This window comes from Postechiella marina, assembly GCF_039538365.1.
GTDB classification, from domain to species: domain Bacteria; phylum Bacteroidota; class Bacteroidia; order Flavobacteriales; family Flavobacteriaceae; genus Postechiella; species Postechiella marina.
The window spans coordinates 39,980-59,900 of the sequence record NZ_BAABCA010000007.1; the positions used below are offsets into that span (position 1 = coordinate 39,980).

Genomic DNA, 19,921 nt, shown 5'->3' on the forward strand with positions numbered 1-19,921 from the left:
ATCTTATCTTTTTCTATTTTAAACAAAATTTCAAAGTGTAAGAATTTTTTACTATATTCGTTTTGTATCAAATCTTACTCAGGTTTATGTTGCATTACTTGCAACAAATAAATACTCTAATTATATACAATTACTTTATTAATAACATTATGAAAGTATCAAAGGAAGGTGCGTATGTTAGCCTAAAAACAAATCAAGGTAGTGCTGATGAATTACGTAATTTTTTAATTGCAAGTGCCCCAGTTGTTAAGGAAACAGAACCAGATACTTTGTTATGGATTGCGCTTCAATTAGAAGAAAACACATTTGCTATTTTTGATACTTATACGAATATAGAAGGCAAAAATGCCCATTTTCAAGGAAAGGTTGCTGGCGAACTAGCAGAAAAAGCACCAACATTAATTGCTGGCGGATGGAATAACGGAGTACTTAAAAATGTAATTCATCCTAAAATACTTGGAGCTAAAGTTGATACAAAACACACAAATAAAGTAAAAAAAGCCCTTGTTATTAAATTTACTTCAAGTAAAGGTAAGCAAGAAGAAGTTGTAGATTTTTTGATAAATAGCGCCAACATTGTTGAAGAAACTGAGTCTGAAACCCTGTTTTGGTATGGACTTAGAATAGATGACAATACCTTTGCCACTATAGTTTTATTTTCTGACCAATATGGAATTGACCTACATATGTCTGGCCAAGTTGCAAGAAAACTACAAGAAAAAGCCCCTGATTGGATTGAAGGTGATTGGGAAAAAGGAATTATTGAACATATTAATATATTTGATGTTATAGCGATAATTTCTCAATAAAATAGACATAGTAAAACTTTTTAAATTTTATTAAAAATACCATAAACAACAAACAGATGCGTTAACGATTAAACGGTATGTTTGAAATCCTCTTTACCTTTTTTAGGCAAAAAGATTGAGTAGTGAAAGCGTGTTAAAACGTCCAAAATATAAAACAAAAAAACTGTCTATAAATTAGACAGTTTTTAAATATTTGCATTATAACAAGGTTTTAGCCTTCTTTTGCTGCTAAATAACGCTCTGCATCTAAGGCAGCCATACAACCTGTACCTGCAGCAGTAATGGCTTGTCTGTAAACATGATCGGCAGCATCTCCAGATACAAAAACACCTGCAACGTTAGTTTTTGATGTTCCTGGTTCGTTTATAATATACCCTGTTTCGTCTAAGGTTAAGTAATCTTTAAAAATATCTGTATTAGGTTTATGTCCTATCGCTGCAAAAAATCCTGTTGCATCTATATCGCGTTTTTCGTTTGTTTGATTATTAAACACACGTACACCAGTAACCACTTGCCCGTCTCCTAAAACCTCTTCGGTTTCAGTATTAAACATTATTTCTATATTTTCTGTATTAATAACTCTTTTTGCCATAATTTTAGAAGCTCTAAACTCGTTTCTACGCACTAGCATAGTAACTTTTTTACACAGTTTAGATAAGTAATGCGCTTCTTCGCAAGCAGAATCTCCTGCCCCAACTATTACAACTTCTTGATTTCTATAAAAGAATCCGTCGCAAACAGCACAAGCAGAAACTCCGCCACCTAATTTAAGGTATTTTTGTTCTGACTCTAAACCTAAATATTTAGCAGAAGCTCCTGTAGAAATTATAATAGTATCTGCGTGTATCTCTTTTGTATCGTTAACCCATACTTTGTGCACATCTCCAGAGAAATCTACTTTTGTAACCCAACCATCACGTACATCGGCGTCAAAACGCTCTGCTTGTTTTTGTAGTTCCATCATCATTTCTGGTCCTGTTATACCAGTAGGATATCCAGGGAAATTTTCAACCTCATTTGTTGTTGTTAATTGTCCTCCTGGTTGCATACCTTGATACAAAACAGGGGCCATATTAGCTCTAGCCGCATATATTGCAGCTGTATAACCTGCAGGTCCAGAACCTATTATTAAGCACTTTACTCTTTCTATTATATCAGACATAGTTTAATTTGTTTATTATACTAACAAAAGTAGCTTTTTTGATATAAAACTAACATAGAAGTTATTAACAGTTAATTATAGTACAATATCTAAAATCTATTGCTTTTAACCGTACTTTTGCTATTAATTGTAAACCAAAACACATAAGTATTATGAAAACTAACCTACTTTTTATTACAGTAATTTCTTTAATTATTTTTTCTTGCAATAATGCTAAAAACGAAAAGGAAGCCATACCTACTGAAACACGCTCGTTAGCAGGCACATGGGAACACACTAGCACTTACAAATACGTAAACGGTAAAATTAATGATACTGTAAAAGTAAAAACTGATAGCAGACAAATTAAAATTTATACAGACTCTAAAATTATGTGGTGTAAGCATGTAAAAGCAGACTCTACAGATTGGTTTGGTTATGGTAATTATACCATTAAAGGAGATACACTTACTGAGATTTTAGAGTACGGATCTAGAACCATGATACCGCATATAGCTTATAACGATACCTTTACCTTTAAGTTAGATTTAAATGAAGATAGTTACAACCAATTAACCATTGATGATAAAGGCAATAAACTTTTTGCAGAAAATTACCGCAGAATTAAATAATTAATTATTAAGGCTCTTGTAAATGTTTTAACGTTATATGTTTATATTTAAACTCTATTATTTAAAATAAGGATATGAAAATTGTAGTATTAGATGGATACACTTTAAACCCTGGAGATTTAAGCTGGGATGTTATAAAACAATATGGAGCATTAAAAGTTTTTGATAGAACTAACTTTAACCCAGAAAATGTTATTAAAACTATTGGCGATGCAGATATAGTTTTTACTAATAAAACACCGTTACCTAAAACTGTAATAGAGCAAGCTCCAAACTTAAAATATATTGGTGTTTTAGCTACGGGGTATAATGTTGTTGATGTTGTTACTGCAAAAAAATTAAATATTACAGTTAGCAATGTGCCTGGCTATGGTACCAACTCTGTAGCACAATTTACTATGGCGCTTTTGCTAGAAATGTGCCACAACATAGGCAAACACAGTAAATCTGTACATAATGGAGATTGGATTAAAAGTCCTGATTTTTGTTTTTGGAATTCGCCTTTAGTTGAATTAAAAGACAAAACTTTAGGCATTATTGGTTTTGGAAACATTGGTCAAGCTACTGCTAAAATGGCAGAAGCCTTTGGGCTAAATATTATTGTATATAGCAGGACAGTAAGACAGGAATTAGAATCTGAGAATTGCACCTTTGTTTCTTTAGAAGAATTACTACAGACTGCCGATATAATTAGTTTACATTGCCCTTTATTTGAAGAAACAAAAGGTATTATTAATGCAGATAATATTTCTAAAATGAAAGATGGTGTTAAAATTATTAATACCTCTCGTGGTCCGTTGATAGTTGAAGAAGATTTAAAAAATGCTTTAAACAGTGGTAAAATTTCTAGCGCAGCTTTAGATGTTATTTCTAAAGAACCTATGAGCGCTAACAACCCGCTATTGCAAGCAAAAAACTGTATTATAACTCCACATATTGCTTGGGCTCCTAAAGAAGCTAGACAGCGTTTAATGCAAACAGCTGCTAATAATTTAAATGCTTTTATAAATGGAAAAATTATAAATGCTGTTAATTAAAATACAACTAAAAAGTCCGACTTAAAACTAGTTTTAAGTCGGACTTTTTTTAGTTTATGTTTTAATACAATAATTACATGTTATAAACACCTCCGTTAATATCGAGGGTAGCTCCTGTAATAAATCCGTCGTATTCTGAAGCTAAAAACAAAACAGCTCTTGCCACGTCTGCTGCATTACCTGCTCGCATAATAGGAATACTAGCTGTTGTTTCGGCTGCAGATTCTTCTGTAGTATGTGTATTATGGAACGACGTACCAAGAATAAGACCTGGTGCAACTGCATTAACCCTAGTACCTTGAGCGCCTAACTCTGTAGAAAGTGCTCTTGTAAAAGTTAAAATAGCTCCTTTACTTGTAGAGTAAACTAACGAACCTGGATGACCGCCTTTGCGTCCTGCCAACGATGCTAAATTTACAATACTACTGCTTTCGTTTTTTGCTAAATATGGAGATGCTGCTCTTGTTACAAACATCATAGAAGTAAGGTTAATATCCATTACTTTATGCCAAAACTCTGCTTCCATTTCATTTAGCATTTTTCGTGCCACTAGCGAACCTGCATTATTTATTAAAATATCTATACTACCTAAGGCTTCTACCGTTTTTTCTACTAAAGCTGTGGCATCAAATTCTTTTGTTAAATCTCCACTTATAGCAATTGCATTTTGTGCTTTGCTTTTTGCATATTCTACCAACTTGTTAGCAGTTTCTGCACTAGAAAAATAATGAATAGCAACATGAGCACCTTTATCTATAAAGTGCTTTGTTATTGATTCGCCAATGCCCTGAGCGCCTGCGGTTATCAAAACATTTTTCCCTATTAATTTATTAGTGTTTTCCATATCTTTTCTTTTGGTGGGATAATAATTTAATTATTATCATTTGCTCTTTTTTTATTCTTATTACTTAAATATTCTACTCAAGACTTCTTTTAACTAACACCACAATATTCGTATAACAATTTAAAGTGCTTTTTCATTAATTGTTCTGCCTCGTTTGGTTTTTGATCTTTAATAGCCTTAAAAATATCTAAATGCTCATTAATTCTTAATTCATCTAAATCGTCGTATGCGGTATGGTATTTTTTAAAATCTACAATAATTTGAGGTGTAATACCTATCATAATTTGATTTATTGTAACGTTTCCGCTGGCTTTTGCTATAGCTAAATGAAACAACAAATCTTCTTGAACAGCATCATCTTCTCCTGATTCTAATTTAGCTTTATGAGCATTTAATGTTGCTTTAATTCTATCCAAGTCTAGTTCGGTACGCCTTTCGGCAGCAAGTCTAACTGCTTTTAATTCTAATAAAATTCTTGTTTCTACTAAAGATTTAAAATTTGGTAAGCCTAAACTTAAAATATCTTCAATCATCCCTTTCATAGCAACAGTACCTATGTTTGCCAAAAATGTACCACTTTGAGGTTTTGATATTAAAATACCATAAGATTCTAACTTTAGAATAGCAACCCGAACACTTCGCCTGCTTACATTAAACTTTTCGGCTAATATGCGCTCGGCTGGCAATCTATCTCCTGGTTGAAAGTGTTTCTGAGTAATTAAATCGTTTATCTGAGAAATAATTTTTTTTACTCGTACTGTTATTTCTTGGTTTTCGTTTTTTGAGAGGACATCTAAATTCATATTGATAAAAATTGGTACACCAAATTTATTGAATTTATTACTTCTTTAAACAAGAAAAGAGATTTTAGTTTTAAAATCTCTTTTCTTGTTTAATATATGCACTATTTAAATAAATCTACTGGCCTAAAATTTAGACCAGTAGATTATAAAACTAAAATCAAACTATTTTTTAGTACCCTGTATTTTGAGTAATTACGCCATTAGTTGCATCTATTTCAGAATTTGGAATTGGAAATACATAATAATTACTATTAACTGTTACTCCCATGGCAGCATCAACAGTTCCAGTTCTAACTAAATCAAACCATCTTTGCCCTTCAAAAGCCAATTCTAATCTTCTTTCGTTAAGAATAGCAGTTCTAACATCATCTTTTGATGTTACCGTTCCAGTTAAACTAGCTAAACCTGCTCTTGTTCTTATATCATCTAATAAAGGTAATACTGTATTTGCAGCAACATTATTTTCATTCATCGTTTCTGCAAGCAATAATATAACATCTGATAGTCTGATTTCTATCCAATCATTCTCTAAACCTCCACTATACTTAACACCTTTTTCGGCTACTTCATCAATAGTTAGAGCTTTTCTTACCGTATCTCCAGCAGCATCAAAAGCAGCTGTTAAACTAGGGTTTAATGGTGGTTGTGCTTTATCTTCACTCCCGTCATACCAAACCGTAAATTCGCTAAAACCATATTCATCTCCCCAAGCAACTGACTTTTGGGTAGCAAAAATAATTTCTGAATTACCATCAGATAATACATTAGAAGTAGAAGATTCTAAAACCACACCTTCCATTGCTGACTCACTTATTGCGTCTTCAAGGTAACCTTGAGCAGTACCAAAATCTGCCATATATACATAAACTTTACCTAATAATGCATTAACAGCAATACTAGAAGCTCTTCCTTCTGATAGTCCAGAATTATCTAAAACTAAAGCATCTGTTAAATCAGAAACAACTTGAGTATAAATACTTGCAACTGGTTGTCTTGCTAAAATAGAAGCATCTGTTGTACTTGGTGAACCTGAAAGATTCAATGGTACATCACCAAATACTATTGCTAACTTAAAGTAAGATAAACCTCTTAAAAACTTAGCTTCTGCTATTTGAGTAGCATCTGTTCCATTTTCTATAACGTTATTAGCACTTAATATAGACTTATATAAATTAGCATAAAAAGGTCGGAAAAATTGATCTTCCATACTAGAACTCAAATTATTATTAAATTCACTAAAATCAGTATAAGGTGCTTCTTGCATTAACATGTTATCAGCTCTAAAATCTCCCATTACTGCCATAGGAGTAGAAGCCCCTTGCTGATAATAATAAGCCGCATTTAAAACATCTGTAAAATCAGTTAAAGAATCTGCACTTGCTATATTTGGTGGAAATTGCTCTAAATCTTCACACGCTGTTGTAAACAACATGGCAATTAATCCTATTAAAAATATTTTTTTCATTTTTTTTCTATTTAAAAATTAACATTTAATCCAAAAGTGAAACTTCTTACAGTTGGACTTGACCCTAATTGTACACCGTAAGTTAAAGGTCCTTGATAAGTATCGCCTCCTTGATTAGCAGTTAAAACACCTTCAGGGTTATATGATGTATAATCACTTGATGTAAAATACAATAAGTTAGTTGCTGCTGCATATATTCTAACAGAACTTAGACCAACTTTTTCTGCAATATCACTATTTAAAGTATATCCTATAGTCATATTACGTAAAGCAACATAAGAAGCATCTTGTATCATAGAATCTGCACCATCTCTGTTTCTAATAACATGTTGACCATTGTGATCTGCAATCCTAGTATTATCATTATTATCTAAATTAGTATCAAAGGTAGGCTGTAAAGTTCTTCCCCATTGCGAACCATAATAAAGTGGGTCTAGATTATAAACATCTCCGCCTTGTGCACCTTGGAACTGTAAAGACAAATCAAAATCTTTATAAGAGAAATTATGAGACATACCCCAATAAAAATCTGGTGAACTTTGTCCTATTTTAACAAGGTCTTCACTATTTATTACTCCATCTTCATTTTGATCTACAGCATAACTATATCCGCTCTCTTTGTATGGATATTCTGTAGGATCTGACATATAAACCATTTCAACTTCTCCAGTTGTTTCATACCCCCACATTTCTCCAATTTCTCCACCAACATAATTTCTAAAAGTTGGACCTCTACCACTTGTACCATATTGATTATCTGGTAATGCTTCTAAGTCTCCTAAATCTGTAACTTCTGTCTCTACTGTTGATAAATTTCCGCTAAAACTCCAAGAAAAGTTATCATTTCTAATAGCATTAAAATTCATCTCGAATTCAAATCCTGAGCTTCTTACGTCACCAGAATTTAAATTAATTGCCGATGTTCCTAAAACTTCTGATACACTTTGTTGAATCAACATATCTTCAGTATCAGATGTATAGTAATCTATTCCTAATCGTAAACGATTGTTCATTAAACCTAAATCTACACCATAGTTAGTTTCTGTATTGGTTTGCCAAGTTAAATCAGAATTCTCGATATCTGAAGGAATTAAATATCCGTTACCATATGCTGTAGTTGCTGGATTTAAAAGACTTAAAGAGTTATATGCTCCCAAGAAAGATGTTGTACCAAGAGACCCTGTACTAACTCTTAATTTTAAAAGACTTACAGCTTCTGAATCCCAAAATGCTTCGTTATGTACATTCCATCCAAGAGAAACAGCTGGGAAAGTTTCATAACGTTGATTTTTACCGAAACGAGAATCACCATCACGTCTTATAGAAGCAGATAATAAATATCTATCATCATACGCATAGTTTACTCTACCAAAAACACTTTCTCTAGCAATAGTCTCATCTCTTTCAGACACTGTAATATTAGCAGGATCTAAAAGTGAATAGTTAAGAGGTTCATCACTTGGTAAACTAGTACCAACTAGACCAATTGCTGTTGTATATAAATTTTGAAACTCAATTCCAACTACCGCAGAAATATCGTGCTTATCATTTAACACTGCAGCATAATTTAAAGTTGTTTCACTCAATACAGAAGATCTTTTTGTATTTGTTTCATTAAGACGTGTTTGAGAAATTTCTCCACTTCTGTGAGCTTGAGATAATTGATGGGAGTTCGTCTCAGTATCTCTCATATCTCCACCTAAAACAGTCTTTATATTCAATCCATCTATAATTTGGTATTGTAAATAAGAACTAATATTAGCAAAATAAGTTTTTTCTGTAGAACTTCTTTCTAATAGTTTTGCTCCAGGCCCTTGATTACTTGAACCTCCAAAAACACCAGATCTTCCTCCATAATGCCAATCGTGCGCATAATCACCTGGTTCCAAAGTATATATACTAGAATTAAATTCAGTAGCACTATCTGGAGATCCTGAGGTAATATCACTATCAAAAGAGTCGCCTCCTTGATTCTGCCATTCTTGATCTAATTGTTGTACATAAGCAATCGAAGCTTCTGTATGTATAACTGGATGTACACTATAAGCTCTTAAAAGATCTCTCATATCATGAGCTAATAAAGTTCTATCCGAAGTAAATCCATTGAAACTTACACCTGCTTTAAACTTATCACCTAATTTAGCATCTACATTTAAACGTGCATTAAGTCTTTCGAAATCTTGAGTTCGCACAATACCTTCTGTATCTTGATAACCAACAGAAGCAAAATAATTTACATCCTCAGTTCCTCCACTCATACTAAAATTATGACTTTGAGTTGAACCGTTTTGAAATAGCCAATCTTCTACAGCTACTTGATTAGGAGAGTCTCTGTAAAGAGCATGTCTAAAAGCTAAAGTAGCAGGATCTACTTGTGAAACATCAAAAGTACCATTCGCGATATTAGCGTCTGCTATATCAGCCCATTCAGCTGCAGTACCTTTTATATTATCAATATATTTACTTGAAAAACTAGTATAAGCATTATAATTAAAGCTAGCTTTACCTTGTTTCCCTTTTTTAGTTGTTACTAAAATAACACCATTTGCACCTCTAGAGCCATAAATAGCTGCAGAAGCTGCATCTTTTAAAACCTCTAAACTTTCAATATCGTTTGGGTTAACAGTTGCCAAACTACCAGAAATAGGATACCCATCTACAACAATTAACGGACCTGAATCTCCCGAAAGAGAAGAAGCTGCTCTAATTTGTATTTTAGGATCAGCACCTGGCTCTCCACTTTGGTTTTGTATTAAAACCCCAGCTAATTTTCCAGCTAAAGCATCATCGACACGAGTAGCTTGTATGGCAGCAACATCGTCACCTCCTACTTTTGCAACCGCTCCTGTTAAATGCGATTTTTTACGTGTACCATAACCAACAACTACTACCTCATCTAATTGCGAGGCATCTTCTACCAAATTAATATTTAACGTTTTTTGATTAGTTATTGTTACAGATTGAGAAACATAACCTATAAATGAAAAATTAAGGACATCTCCACTTTTAACTACTATTTGAAATTTTCCATCAAAATCTGTAGCTGCTCCTTTTGAAGTGTTAGCTACAATTACATTAGCTCCAGGAATAGGCATACCTCCTTGGTCTAATACTGTACCGGATAATTGATATCCGTCTTGTGCAAACAATGATATATTATATATCAACATTAACACTAAAGTAAGTTTCATTTTTAAATTCATTTGTAAATCTTTTTAGTTATTTTTTTGGTTTTCCACTTTGGTTTGACAAACTGGTTTACCAGAGTGGTACGCCAAATATATGTTATTTTTTTGTTAATTAATACATATTTGTCAATTAATTGATCAAATATTTTTAAAACTGCATTATTACTGGCCTAAACTTATTTTATATGGAGTAATTTTAACAAAATATTTAAGGATTTGATTTTACCATGTTAATTTATTTCGAAATCTATACTGTATAAAAATCATTATAAATTAAGACTAAAAACACCTAACATTTACTGTATAAATGCAAAACACCCTAATCAAATAGAAATCTATTTAATTAGGGTGTTTAAAACTTAATCTACTATAATTTAAACTATTATAGTAGTAAATTATTTAGTTACTTTAATTACTCCTAAATCTAATCCGTCTGTTCCTTTTTTCTTTAATGGTGATTTTTCTGAAAGCTCAAAACTTCATGCATTAAATTCTGGTTTTAAGTTATAAAGTTTATCAATGTTATATTTTTGATCTCCAGTAACTATCACCTCATCAGATTTATAATAATTATTATTCACCACATTCACAATAGGTTCCCCAACAACCAAATGCATATTTAAACCTTTTGTATTATTGAAATTGTTATTCTGAATGTCGTTAACCTGAACACCATATAAAGATATAGCTGCATTATATTTATTCTTTTTACCAAAACCTACATTATTAAATGTATTGTGATCGACTTCTAGAAATGGGCCGAATGTACTTTCGTCTTTTCCACCTCTATATAATCTTAAAGCAGCACCTTGTAAATCGGTTACCGTGTTGTTTTTCATGATGAGATACTCAACGTTATAAGCTCCAATATCATCAGTTTCTTTATCTAATGCCGTGATATGACCAGAAATGTTTTTGAAAGTTGAATTTTGAATACTTATCGTATCTGCAAAGGTTCCTTTTGAAACTCTTAAGACATCGAATGAATGATTAACCACCATATCCTTGAACTCGCAATTATCTATGAATAATTTATAATTATCAATCATTGAGTTTTTACTTGTGCTAATTACTGAATTACCAGCGTAATCTGGAGATTTTGTACCATCGAAACTCACATTTTCAAGTGATAAGCTTCCTCCGTTTTGAATTTCGAAAGCCATCATACGTTCAAACAAAACGGTTGCTTTTTTAGCGCCAACAGTTTTAAACGTAAGCGGATGATTAATTTTTACAGCCTTTGTTATTAAATATGTTCCATCGTCTTCTAATTCTATAATATCACCAGCTTCAGAAGTTTTTACAATTTCATATAAGGTATTAATACCTGGCTCTACCTTAATCGTTTTCCCAGTATTTAATGCTACGCTATTATCTGCTTTTGAATACCAAGATGTTCCTGTATTAGCTTTGGTTGCAATTTTTGGACTGATTGAAATTTCATTTTTAATTTTATCAGACTTCGGTATTAAAAAGCCTTGGTCATTTTTCACCAAAGTAATAGCTGCATTTTCAAAACCGCTTTTAATTGCGGATACTCCATTTTCTCCAAGAAGATTATCCTTAAAAGTTATACCGCTAATATCATCATACACGGTAAACGTATCATTTTTATTTTCGTTATAAAAAATGTTTCCTGAAATTTCTGAAGTTCGTGGTGCTTGACTGCGTTCTGAATCACTACCCGCACAAAGTTGAATATGATCGCAGTTAATAAATGTATTGTTTTCTAATTTAGAATCGATAACCGGCACATAACGGTTTGGTGGCGAATTTGGCACACCATTCATCATTACAAAAGCACCTCTAAATCGATAACCAGTTAAACCAATATGATAATTATTAATTACCGTTTGCGTTTCGTTTATAATACGCACACCACCTGTACTCGGTTTTCCGTTACCAATAAAAACATTACCATCTACCATGGTTTCGTTTCCATGACGCATGGTTAAGGTTCCTGTACATTCGTAAAACGTGTTGTATTTAAATGTGTTTTGACAGGCTTTGTTTGAAATAATTTCGTGCTCGCCATTTGTTCTATCAAAATAATTGGACTCTACTAAAGTGTTTGAGTTTTCTAAGGCATGATGACTTGTACCAATCCTTAATGTTTCGCCACCGTTATTACCGTAAGTTGGTCTTGGACCAAAATAATTATGATCGATGCTGTGGTTGTTTTTTCGGCTGCCTTCAGTATCTAAACCAACAATCATGGTAACACCTAAATTCTTTTTACCAGCAATATGGTTATGATCGATGCGGTTGTTCTGCCCGTAGATGGTTACCCAATAATCTTGAACTTGACGTTCTGGATTGTTATAATTATCAATAACACATTCGGTTAAACGACAGTTATTAGCCATTTCTTCTCTATTTTTTCTGAATGAAATAACAGCGTTGGTTGGCGTATATCCGTTTTTAAAAACTAAACCTTCAACAATTAAATGTTCTCCAGCCAATTGTAAGTTAGAGTTACCTTCTAAAGTTACTTTCCCTTTTTCTTCAACGGTTAATGTAATAGGCTCTTCTTCGGTTCCTTTTCCTTCAAAAACAAGTTCCGCATTGTTCCAAACACCATTAGCTAATGTAATAACATCACCAGGGTTTGCATGTTTTACAGCATCGTTAAATTCTATAACATCTTTTACCAACAATCCGTTTGATACTTCTTCTTTACAAGAGAAAGTTAAAGCAAAAATCATGCATGCTACGATATGAAATTTTAATCTATTTTTCATTTAAATAATTTTTTAAAAATATTTAGTCATTATTCCAATTACACCTGTGTAAGACACTACACAAGAGAAAAACAAGGCTGCATATAATCCTATATTAACCCCTAAACTTGTTTTATAGCCTTTCATTACCTTTTTGTTATTTACTAATAAAATAATTCCTAAAACAACTAGCGGTAAAATGAATACATTAAAAACTTGAGACAGGATTTGAATTTCTATAGGATTCCCTCCAAAAGCAGGACCAATTAAAGCCACTAAACATGCTATAAATGTTATAATTCTGAATTGTTTTGAATTGGTATCTAACTCTCCCGATTGATAATCGGCCACTAATAAAGGTGCTATTAATAAACATGGAAAAATAGAAGACAAACCTGCACTTAAAGCCCCGAAAAAGAAAATAGTTACCGCCCATTTACCAGCAACAGGCTCTAAAGTATTTGCCATATCTAATACTTGAGTTACCACTTTACCATCGTAAAACAAAGCACCTGCAGCAACCGCCATTATAGTCCCGCTAATAACAAAAATTAAAATGGCTGCGGTAATTGAATCTTTTTTCTGTCTGTCTAAATCTTTAATGGTCCACCCTTTTCCTTTTACAAATAAAGGACGGGATAAAAACGTTGCTGCTGCCATAGTTGTACCTACAAATGCTGCTACTAACATTTTACCGTCTGGAACATCGGGAATAGATGGTATTAAACCTTGAACAACATCCATGGGTAATGGCTGCACTAAACATAGCGACAGGATAAATGAAAGCCCCATTAAGGATACAAAAATCACTAATATCTTTTCGAAAAACGTATACTTACCAACTAGCATTAGCAAGTAAAAAACGATTATAATTATTATGGCTGTAATTAGAACAACCTCGTATTTTAAATCGCCCAAACCATCAAAATTAACTGCGAGTATTTCATAGATAATATTAGAAGATATACCTAAAATCCCCATCAGGGAATTCCATTGTCCAAAAGTGATACCGACTATAATTAAGATAGCCAAAGCCTTACCGTATTTTAGGTGTTTTTTAAACCCAAAAAGTGCTGTTTCGCCTGTAATTAAACCATAGTTTCCATAGACAAACATTAAGACGCCTGAGAATAGGCAACTTAATAATAACACCCATAATAATTGCATGTTGAATTTACTACCAGCAACAATCATAGATGTTACACTACCTGTACCAATAGTATAACCAATTGCAAAAATACCGGGTCCGAAACCCAATACAATCGCTATGATTTTTTGGAGTAAGGATTTCTTCTCTTTTGATTCTGCCATAGGTTGAATTATTTAGTTTAGTTAGTTTTTAAATTTTAAGATGATTACCAGTTTGTGTGGTGAAATTTACCAGTAGCATCGTCGGTGCGTTGATACGTATGTGCGCCAAAATAATCGCGCTGTCCTTGAATTATATTTGCAGATGAATTTGCTGTTGTATAATTATTTAAAAAATTAACAGACTCGCTTAAACAAGGCACTGTTAGTTCTTTTACAATACACTCTGCCACAACTTTATTTACAGATGGTTTTAAGGCTTTTACTTTATCTATGATAAGTTGGTGTTTTAAAATATTATCGTCTGTCTTTAAAACATCAATGAGTTCTACCATAAAATCTGATTTTATGATACAACCATTTGTCCAAATTCTTGCAATCTCGCTTAAATTTAAACTCCAATTATAAGCTTTACCAGCTTCAGAAATTAATTTAATACCTTGATAATGGTTTATAATTCTTGCAAATTGATACGCCTCTAAAACATCGTTATTCTCTAGGTTTAAAGCTGATGGCGTTATATTAAAGTTCTCTCTTGCTTGCAATCTTTCTTCTTTATAAAACGACGTATAACGTGCAAACAAAGCAGATGCAATTAGTGTACTTGGAGCACCTAATTGCGCTGTGGCAATTGTGGTCCAGTTCCCTGTTCCTTTATTTCCAGCTTTATCTACAATTTTATTAATTAGCCAATCTTCGCCATCTTTCTTTCTTAAAATTTCTATTGTAATTCCTAATAAATAGCTATCTGCTTTAGGTTTCCAAGATTCTAGAATATCGGCAATGTCGTCTGGGTTTTTCCCTATAAGTTTAAAAATGGTATAAACCTCGGCTAGCAATTGCATTTCGACATACTCAATACCGTTGTGAACCATTTTTACAAAATGCCCACTCCCCTCTTCACCTATATAAGTACAACACGGTAAATTATTGGCATCTTTGGCCGATATACTTTCTAAGTAAGGCTTCACTAAATCGTAAATCTCCTTATTTCCACCAGGCATTATTGAAGGTCCTTTAAGCGCTCCTTGCTCGCCTCCAGAAACACCAACACCTATAAAGTGAATGTTTTTAGACTGTAAGTAATCGTAACGTTCTTTAGTTTTTAAGTAATTAGAATTTCCGCCATCAATTAACACATCGCCATCAGATAAAAACGGAATTAAATCATCAATAACCATATCTGTAATTTTACCTGCATTAACCATAAGCATGATTCTTCTTGGTGTTTGCAAAGAGTTTACAAAAGCTTCGATATCTGAAAATGGTTGAGCCAATTCTAGCTCTTTATGTGCCTTTTTAAAATTAACCGCTACATCGACCTCAAGATCGTCAACATGTCTATTAAACATAGAAATTCTGAATCCGTTGTTTGCTAAGTTTCTGCAAAGGCTTTTTCCCATAACCCCTAAACCAAATAATCCAAATTCTGAAGTATTCATTAATTCGTTTTTTATTTTTTTAATAATCTGTTTTGGTGTTAAGCTAATATCTACTGTTATGGCTTCCTTTGGAGTTTCTAAAATATCGAACTGCGATTTTAGTAATTCCGGAGGCATAAAATGATCTGCTCTACTATTTAATCTTTCGTAAATCTGATTGAAGCTACCTGCTAAATGTACCCATTTCGTTTGCGTTTGAATGCCTTCGCTTAAAATAGTTCTATACTTCTGTTTAAGTGCAGAACATACAATAACACAGCTGTTAGTTTTTAGTTCCTTTTTAGCTAAATCATTTAACGTTTCTAGCCAACCTTGTCTGTCATCATCATTTAAAGGTTTACCAAGCGACATTTTTTTAATATTACTTTCTGGATGAAAATCGTCGCCATCAAAAAAAGGCATCCCTAAAGTTTCTGCTAATAATTTTCCAATGGTACTTTTACCACAACCCGAAACGCCAATAATAAATATTACTTTGTTCAATATTTCTGGTTTTAGTGTTTTGGTGCTTCTCCTGGTCCTACTGTTGCTTCTTTAAACCAAACCTCTGCATAACATCCGTTGGCATATTGTTTTGCTATATCACCACCATAAGTTTCAGACCCCGTATAATACACTATGTTTTTTTCTGGATCTTTACCATTTGTTTGATTATAAGCGCCTTGTTTAAAATACTGAATCTCGCCAGCATAAGCACTATCGCGCTCTACACCGTCGCGACCTAAAGTAGAATATAAAGTCCAAATTTGCTCAGGGATATCTTCTTTTTTTGTAAAATCAGATTTCAACAAGTTTTTTGTGTACGTTTTCGTTTCATGACCTTCACTTGTAAATGTTACATACATAACACCTTTATATACATTAATTACATAACTAAATTCTTCTCCCAAAGCAATACCATCTTCTGGCTCCGTTGGATATGTATCTGGGCTATCGCCAACAACAGAAATATCATGCCCCCAAACTGCTGTTGAGAAATCCCATCTGCCTGAGTTTTCGCCTGCTGTATTAATTTCATAATTCCAGAATACCGAACCTTTTGTGTGGCCTGGGAATTTTTTATAAAAGATTTTTATTGGCTCGTTTTCATTACCTTCGTCACTATGAATTTGCCCAACAACCACAGAATAAGAAGCAGCAACTCTAGCATCACCAGAAGTAGACACATGTTGTACTTTTAATGTTCCTGTTAGTTTACCTCCAACTTCTGGAATCCAGTGTTTTTTTTCACCTAACTCGGTTCTAGTATTACTTGATGTTCTTGAGGTTATACCCGAATTTGGTGTTTTATAAACCACCCAATTTGTATCGTTTTCGTTTACTACGTAGAAAAAATCTTTTTTCTCGTAATTTAATAATGAATCTGTGTGTGTGCCATCTCCAAGAAGAATTTTCCATTTATCCATAAAAGGTATAACGTCACTTGGATAAACGGTGCTGTTTTCTTGTTTTAATTCGAGAGTTTTTACTGTTTTTTTACAGCTAAAGAAAACTATTGCTATGCAAGACAATAAAAAAATTAGAAATAACGATTTAGACATTTTAATACTCATTTTGTTAGTTTTTTCATTGTTTCGACCTAAACTACTTAAAATCTAAAAAGAAATAATATTAAATAATTCCTTAAATCAATCTGGTAAACCAGATTGGCGTACCAAATATAATTATATTTAATTAGGAATAAAATTTATTTAACTATAATAACAAAAATATTTAGTAATAAATGTATTAAATGAAGTCTTATCTACTATTAACACTAAGAGAAAGCTTATTACTTAAGAATTAATAATTATTGAAATAAAGCCGATTTTTCAACAAAAAAAAAGAGCCAAAAAGAAACAATTAAGTCTATATAAAACAAAAAAAGTAATTTAATTGTAAAATAGAAGCTGGTAAAAAGGAAAAAGCCAACAAAAACGTTTGTAAAACAAAAAACACTGTTAATAATAAAATTAACAGTGTTTTTGTTTACCTATCTAAAGGTTGTCGGGGTGGCAGGATTCGAACCTGCGACCTCCGCGTCCCAAACGCGGCGCGATAACCGGGCTACGCTACACCCCGAATTAATACGGTTATCTCTAACGGGATGCAAATATACTTTTTTTATTCATTTATCAATTATTATTTAATAAAAAAAATGAATATTTTTTTATTTCAACTGATAACATATAAAACTTGTAATTTAGCTTAACCTAAACAGCATTTTAAATCTTGTGAATTTTATTTTAAGAGCACGCCTTATTCTCCCCTTTTGCTTAATACATTTTTTAAGCTATTCGCAGAGCTTACTAAGTGGTAAAGTTATAGATAAAGAAAATGGAATAGCCATACCTTTTGTAAACGTAACCAATAATAAAAGCAATTATAAATTACAATCTAACCAAAATGGGCTATTTACACTTCATCATTCTGGTACATATACCTTTAAAAAAGAGGGCTATTTAGATTATACCATTGATATTAAAGATAACTCGTTTCATATTATTCAGCTAACAATAAATCCTTCAAAATTAAAAGAAATTATAATAAACGCTAATTACCTTCCTAAAACACTAAAAGAAGCAACATCTACAACTAACATTTTAACTAATAAAAATCTAAAGTTAGCCAATACTACCGATATTTCTTTGGTTTTAAACAAAGTGCCTGGCGTATTTATGCAAAGTGGCGCATTAAACACTAATAGAATATCTATTAGAGGTATTGGAGCTAGAAATTTATATGGCACAGCAAAAATTAGAGCTTATTTTAAAGATATACCACTTACCAACGGAAGTGGAGCGACAAATATTGAAGATTTTGAACTTGAGTCTTTATCTCGACTAGAAATTATAAAAGGTGCTTCTAGCTTATATGGAGCAGGATTAGGAGGTTCTATACAACTAACACCACAAAATAGTTATGTAAACCAATTTGATATAGAAAACGAAATTTCTATGGGTTCTTTTGGGTTAATAAAAGGGATTACAAAGCTTAATTATGGTAATAACAAAACCAGTTTAAATGCGATTTACAGTAACACTCATAGCGATGGTTTTAGAGACAACAATACCTACGACAGACAAACATTTACGATAAACATAAATCGCTTTATAAACAAAAAAAACGAAATATCTATTTTAGGAAGCTATATAGATTTAAAAGCTTTTATACCTAGTTCTATTAATGAAGACACCTATAAAAACTCACCCAAATCGGCAGCCTTTACTTGGAGCAATGCAAAAGGGTTTGAAGACTCTAAACGCGGGTTGTTAGGTGTTTCTTGGCAACATAATTATAATGAGAACTTAAAACAAGTTTCTAGTATATTTACATCGTTTAGAAACGCATACGAACCTAGACCTTTTAACATACTTACAGAAAAAACACTAGCCTTTGGGTTACGATCTCGCTTAATTGGTCACTCTCTATTTTTAAATACGCCCATAAGTTGGACTTTTGGAGGAGAAACATTTAAAGACATTTATAAATGGGGTACTTTTAGTAATTTATATCAAGATTTACCTTCTGCCAACGGAAGTGTTAAAGGAGATAGGCTCTCTAACTTTAAAGAAAAAAGAAGGTATTTCAATGTTTTTATAGAATCAAACTACAGTATTTCTAAAAACACAACACTGTCTTTAGGCTTAAATTATAACAAAACAGCTTATCATTTAGAAGATCGATTTAAAATTTCTGATACCAATATAGACCAATCGGGCTCTTTTAACTATAAAGGCATTTTATCTCCAAAAATTGGTGTTGCTCATCAACTATCACAATCTATAAATATATACGCTAATTCAAGTCATGGTTTCTCTCCTATTTCTCTAGAAGAAACGCTTTTACCAGACGGACAAATAAACACAGATTTAAAACCCGAAACAGGTTGGAATTTTGAATTAGGCACCAGAGCAGCTCTTTTAAAAAACCGTTTACAATTTAATGCTGCTATTTTTAGGCTTGACATTAAAAATCTTTTAGTTGCAAGGCGTACCAGCCAAGATCAATTTATTGGTATTAATGCTGGTAGAACACAACACGATGGTTTAGAAATAAATTTAAATTATAACTGGCTACAAATAGAAAGCCTATCCATCAACTCATTCTTAAACTACACATTAAACAACTTTATTTTTAAAGATTTTATTGATGATACAAATAATTATTCAGGAAACGATTTAACAGGTGTTCCTTCAAGCATTTTTAATGCAGGATTAACTGTAAACTCTCATTTAGGGTTTTATGGCAATATTAATTTCCAGTATGTTGGTAGCATGCCAATTACAGATTCTAATAGTCTATACAGTAATAGTTATAGTATTACTAACCTAAAAACAGGCTACAAAACTAACCTTAATAAAAACCTTAAACTAAATACCTATTTTGGTTTAAATAATATATTTAACAAGGCCTACGCTTCGCAAATTTTAATAAACGCATCTGGTTTTGGTGGTAATGCACCTAGATATTATTATCCAGGAAATCCCATTAATTATTATACTGCAATTAACTTAAATTATACTTTTTAACGTAAATTTATATCAAAAAGC

Annotated in this window: 13 protein-coding genes and 1 tRNA gene; 4 read left to right on the top strand and 10 right to left on the bottom strand. The window is 32.3% G+C overall.

Annotated elements, in window-relative coordinates:
• Positions 1-149: 149 nt before the first annotated feature.
• Entirely contained in the window at positions 150-809 is a 660-nt protein-coding gene (locus ABD715_RS15570; RefSeq protein WP_344789254.1) for a hypothetical protein, read from the top strand.
• A 211-nt stretch (positions 810-1,020) separates the two neighbouring features.
• Here ABD715_RS15570 and trxB read toward each other — a convergent pair whose 3' ends face one another.
• Complete coding sequence (gene trxB, locus ABD715_RS15575; protein ID WP_344789255.1) at positions 1,021-1,971, bottom strand: thioredoxin-disulfide reductase; 951 nt, start codon at positions 1,969-1,971, stop codon at positions 1,021-1,023.
• A gap of 152 nt (positions 1,972-2,123) precedes the next feature.
• On the opposite strand from trxB, the gene ABD715_RS15580 reads away from it, so the two are divergent.
• Together ABD715_RS15580 and ABD715_RS15585 are read left to right on the top strand one after the other, a co-directional pair.
• Positions 2,124-2,582, top strand: a complete 459-nt coding sequence (locus ABD715_RS15580; RefSeq protein ID WP_344789256.1) for a hypothetical protein — start codon at positions 2,124-2,126, stop codon at positions 2,580-2,582.
• A gap of 74 nt (positions 2,583-2,656) precedes the next feature.
• Entirely contained in the window at positions 2,657-3,619 is a 963-nt protein-coding gene (locus ABD715_RS15585; protein WP_344789257.1) for a D-2-hydroxyacid dehydrogenase, read from the top strand.
• A gap of 73 nt (positions 3,620-3,692) precedes the next feature.
• Here the strand turns inward: ABD715_RS15585 and ABD715_RS15590 are convergent, their stop codons facing one another.
• From ABD715_RS15590 to ABD715_RS15630, 9 genes are all read right to left on the bottom strand, one after another.
• Positions 3,693-4,463, bottom strand: a complete 771-nt coding sequence (locus ABD715_RS15590) for an SDR family NAD(P)-dependent oxidoreductase (protein WP_344789258.1) — start codon at positions 4,461-4,463, stop codon at positions 3,693-3,695.
• An 89-nt stretch (positions 4,464-4,552) separates the two neighbouring features.
• Complete coding sequence (locus tag ABD715_RS15595; protein ID WP_344789259.1) at positions 4,553-5,266, bottom strand: FadR/GntR family transcriptional regulator; 714 nt, start codon at positions 5,264-5,266, stop codon at positions 4,553-4,555.
• A gap of 169 nt (positions 5,267-5,435) precedes the next feature.
• Positions 5,436-6,731: a RagB/SusD family nutrient uptake outer membrane protein gene (locus tag ABD715_RS15600; RefSeq protein ID WP_344789260.1), complete on the bottom strand. Its 1,296-nt coding sequence runs from the start codon at positions 6,729-6,731 to the stop codon at positions 5,436-5,438.
• 11 nt (positions 6,732-6,742) lie between these two features.
• Positions 6,743-9,922 (bottom strand): SusC/RagA family TonB-linked outer membrane protein, encoded by a 3,180-nt coding sequence (locus ABD715_RS15605; RefSeq protein WP_344789261.1) that lies wholly within the window; start codon positions 9,920-9,922, stop codon positions 6,743-6,745.
• Between the two features lie 476 nt (positions 9,923-10,398).
• Positions 10,399-12,660, bottom strand: coding sequence for a chondroitinase-B domain-containing protein (locus ABD715_RS15610; protein ID WP_344789262.1), 2,262 nt, complete (start codon positions 12,658-12,660; stop codon positions 10,399-10,401).
• 12 nt (positions 12,661-12,672) lie between these two features.
• Positions 12,673-13,950 (bottom strand): Nramp family divalent metal transporter, encoded by a 1,278-nt coding sequence (locus ABD715_RS15615; RefSeq protein ID WP_344789263.1) that lies wholly within the window; start codon positions 13,948-13,950, stop codon positions 12,673-12,675.
• A gap of 44 nt (positions 13,951-13,994) precedes the next feature.
• Positions 13,995-15,872, bottom strand: coding sequence for an NADP-dependent phosphogluconate dehydrogenase (gene gndA, locus ABD715_RS15620; protein WP_344789264.1), 1,878 nt, complete (start codon positions 15,870-15,872; stop codon positions 13,995-13,997).
• 11 nt (positions 15,873-15,883) lie between these two features.
• The gene (locus ABD715_RS15625) at positions 15,884-16,942 is read right to left on the bottom strand and encodes a polysaccharide lyase family 7 protein (protein WP_344789265.1); all 1,059 of its coding nucleotides are present in this window, start codon (positions 16,940-16,942) and stop codon (positions 15,884-15,886) included.
• A gap of 433 nt (positions 16,943-17,375) precedes the next feature.
• Positions 17,376-17,450, bottom strand: a tRNA-Pro gene (locus tag ABD715_RS15630).
• A gap of 152 nt (positions 17,451-17,602) precedes the next feature.
• On the opposite strand from ABD715_RS15630, the gene ABD715_RS15635 reads away from it, so the two are divergent.
• The gene (locus ABD715_RS15635; RefSeq protein WP_344789266.1) at positions 17,603-19,900 is read left to right on the top strand and encodes a TonB-dependent receptor domain-containing protein; all 2,298 of its coding nucleotides are present in this window, start codon (positions 17,603-17,605) and stop codon (positions 19,898-19,900) included.
• Positions 19,901-19,921 lie beyond the last annotated feature (21 nt).

Excerpts from the sequence above, each read along its gene's own strand:
- ABD715_RS15570 (WP_344789254.1), top strand. The coding sequence starts at position 150 with ATGAAAGTATCAAAGGAAGGTGCGTATGTTAGCCTAAAAACAAATCAA.
- trxB (WP_344789255.1), bottom strand. The coding sequence starts at position 1,971 with ATGTCTGATATAATAGAAAGAGTAAAGTGCTTAATAATAGGTTCTGGA.
- ABD715_RS15580 (WP_344789256.1), top strand. The coding sequence starts at position 2,124 with ATGAAAACTAACCTACTTTTTATTACAGTAATTTCTTTAATTATTTTT.
- ABD715_RS15585 (WP_344789257.1), top strand. The coding sequence starts at position 2,657 with ATGAAAATTGTAGTATTAGATGGATACACTTTAAACCCTGGAGATTTA.
- ABD715_RS15590 (WP_344789258.1), bottom strand. The coding sequence starts at position 4,463 with ATGGAAAACACTAATAAATTAATAGGGAAAAATGTTTTGATAACCGCA.
- ABD715_RS15595 (WP_344789259.1), bottom strand. The coding sequence starts at position 5,266 with ATGAATTTAGATGTCCTCTCAAAAAACGAAAACCAAGAAATAACAGTA.
- ABD715_RS15600 (WP_344789260.1), bottom strand. The coding sequence starts at position 6,731 with ATGAAAAAAATATTTTTAATAGGATTAATTGCCATGTTGTTTACAACA.
- ABD715_RS15605 (WP_344789261.1), bottom strand. The coding sequence starts at position 9,922 with ATGAAACTTACTTTAGTGTTAATGTTGATATATAATATATCATTGTTT.
- ABD715_RS15610 (WP_344789262.1), bottom strand. The coding sequence starts at position 12,660 with ATGAAAAATAGATTAAAATTTCATATCGTAGCATGCATGATTTTTGCT.
- ABD715_RS15615 (WP_344789263.1), bottom strand. The coding sequence starts at position 13,950 with ATGGCAGAATCAAAAGAGAAGAAATCCTTACTCCAAAAAATCATAGCG.
- ABD715_RS15625 (WP_344789265.1), bottom strand. The coding sequence starts at position 16,942 with ATGAGTATTAAAATGTCTAAATCGTTATTTCTAATTTTTTTATTGTCT.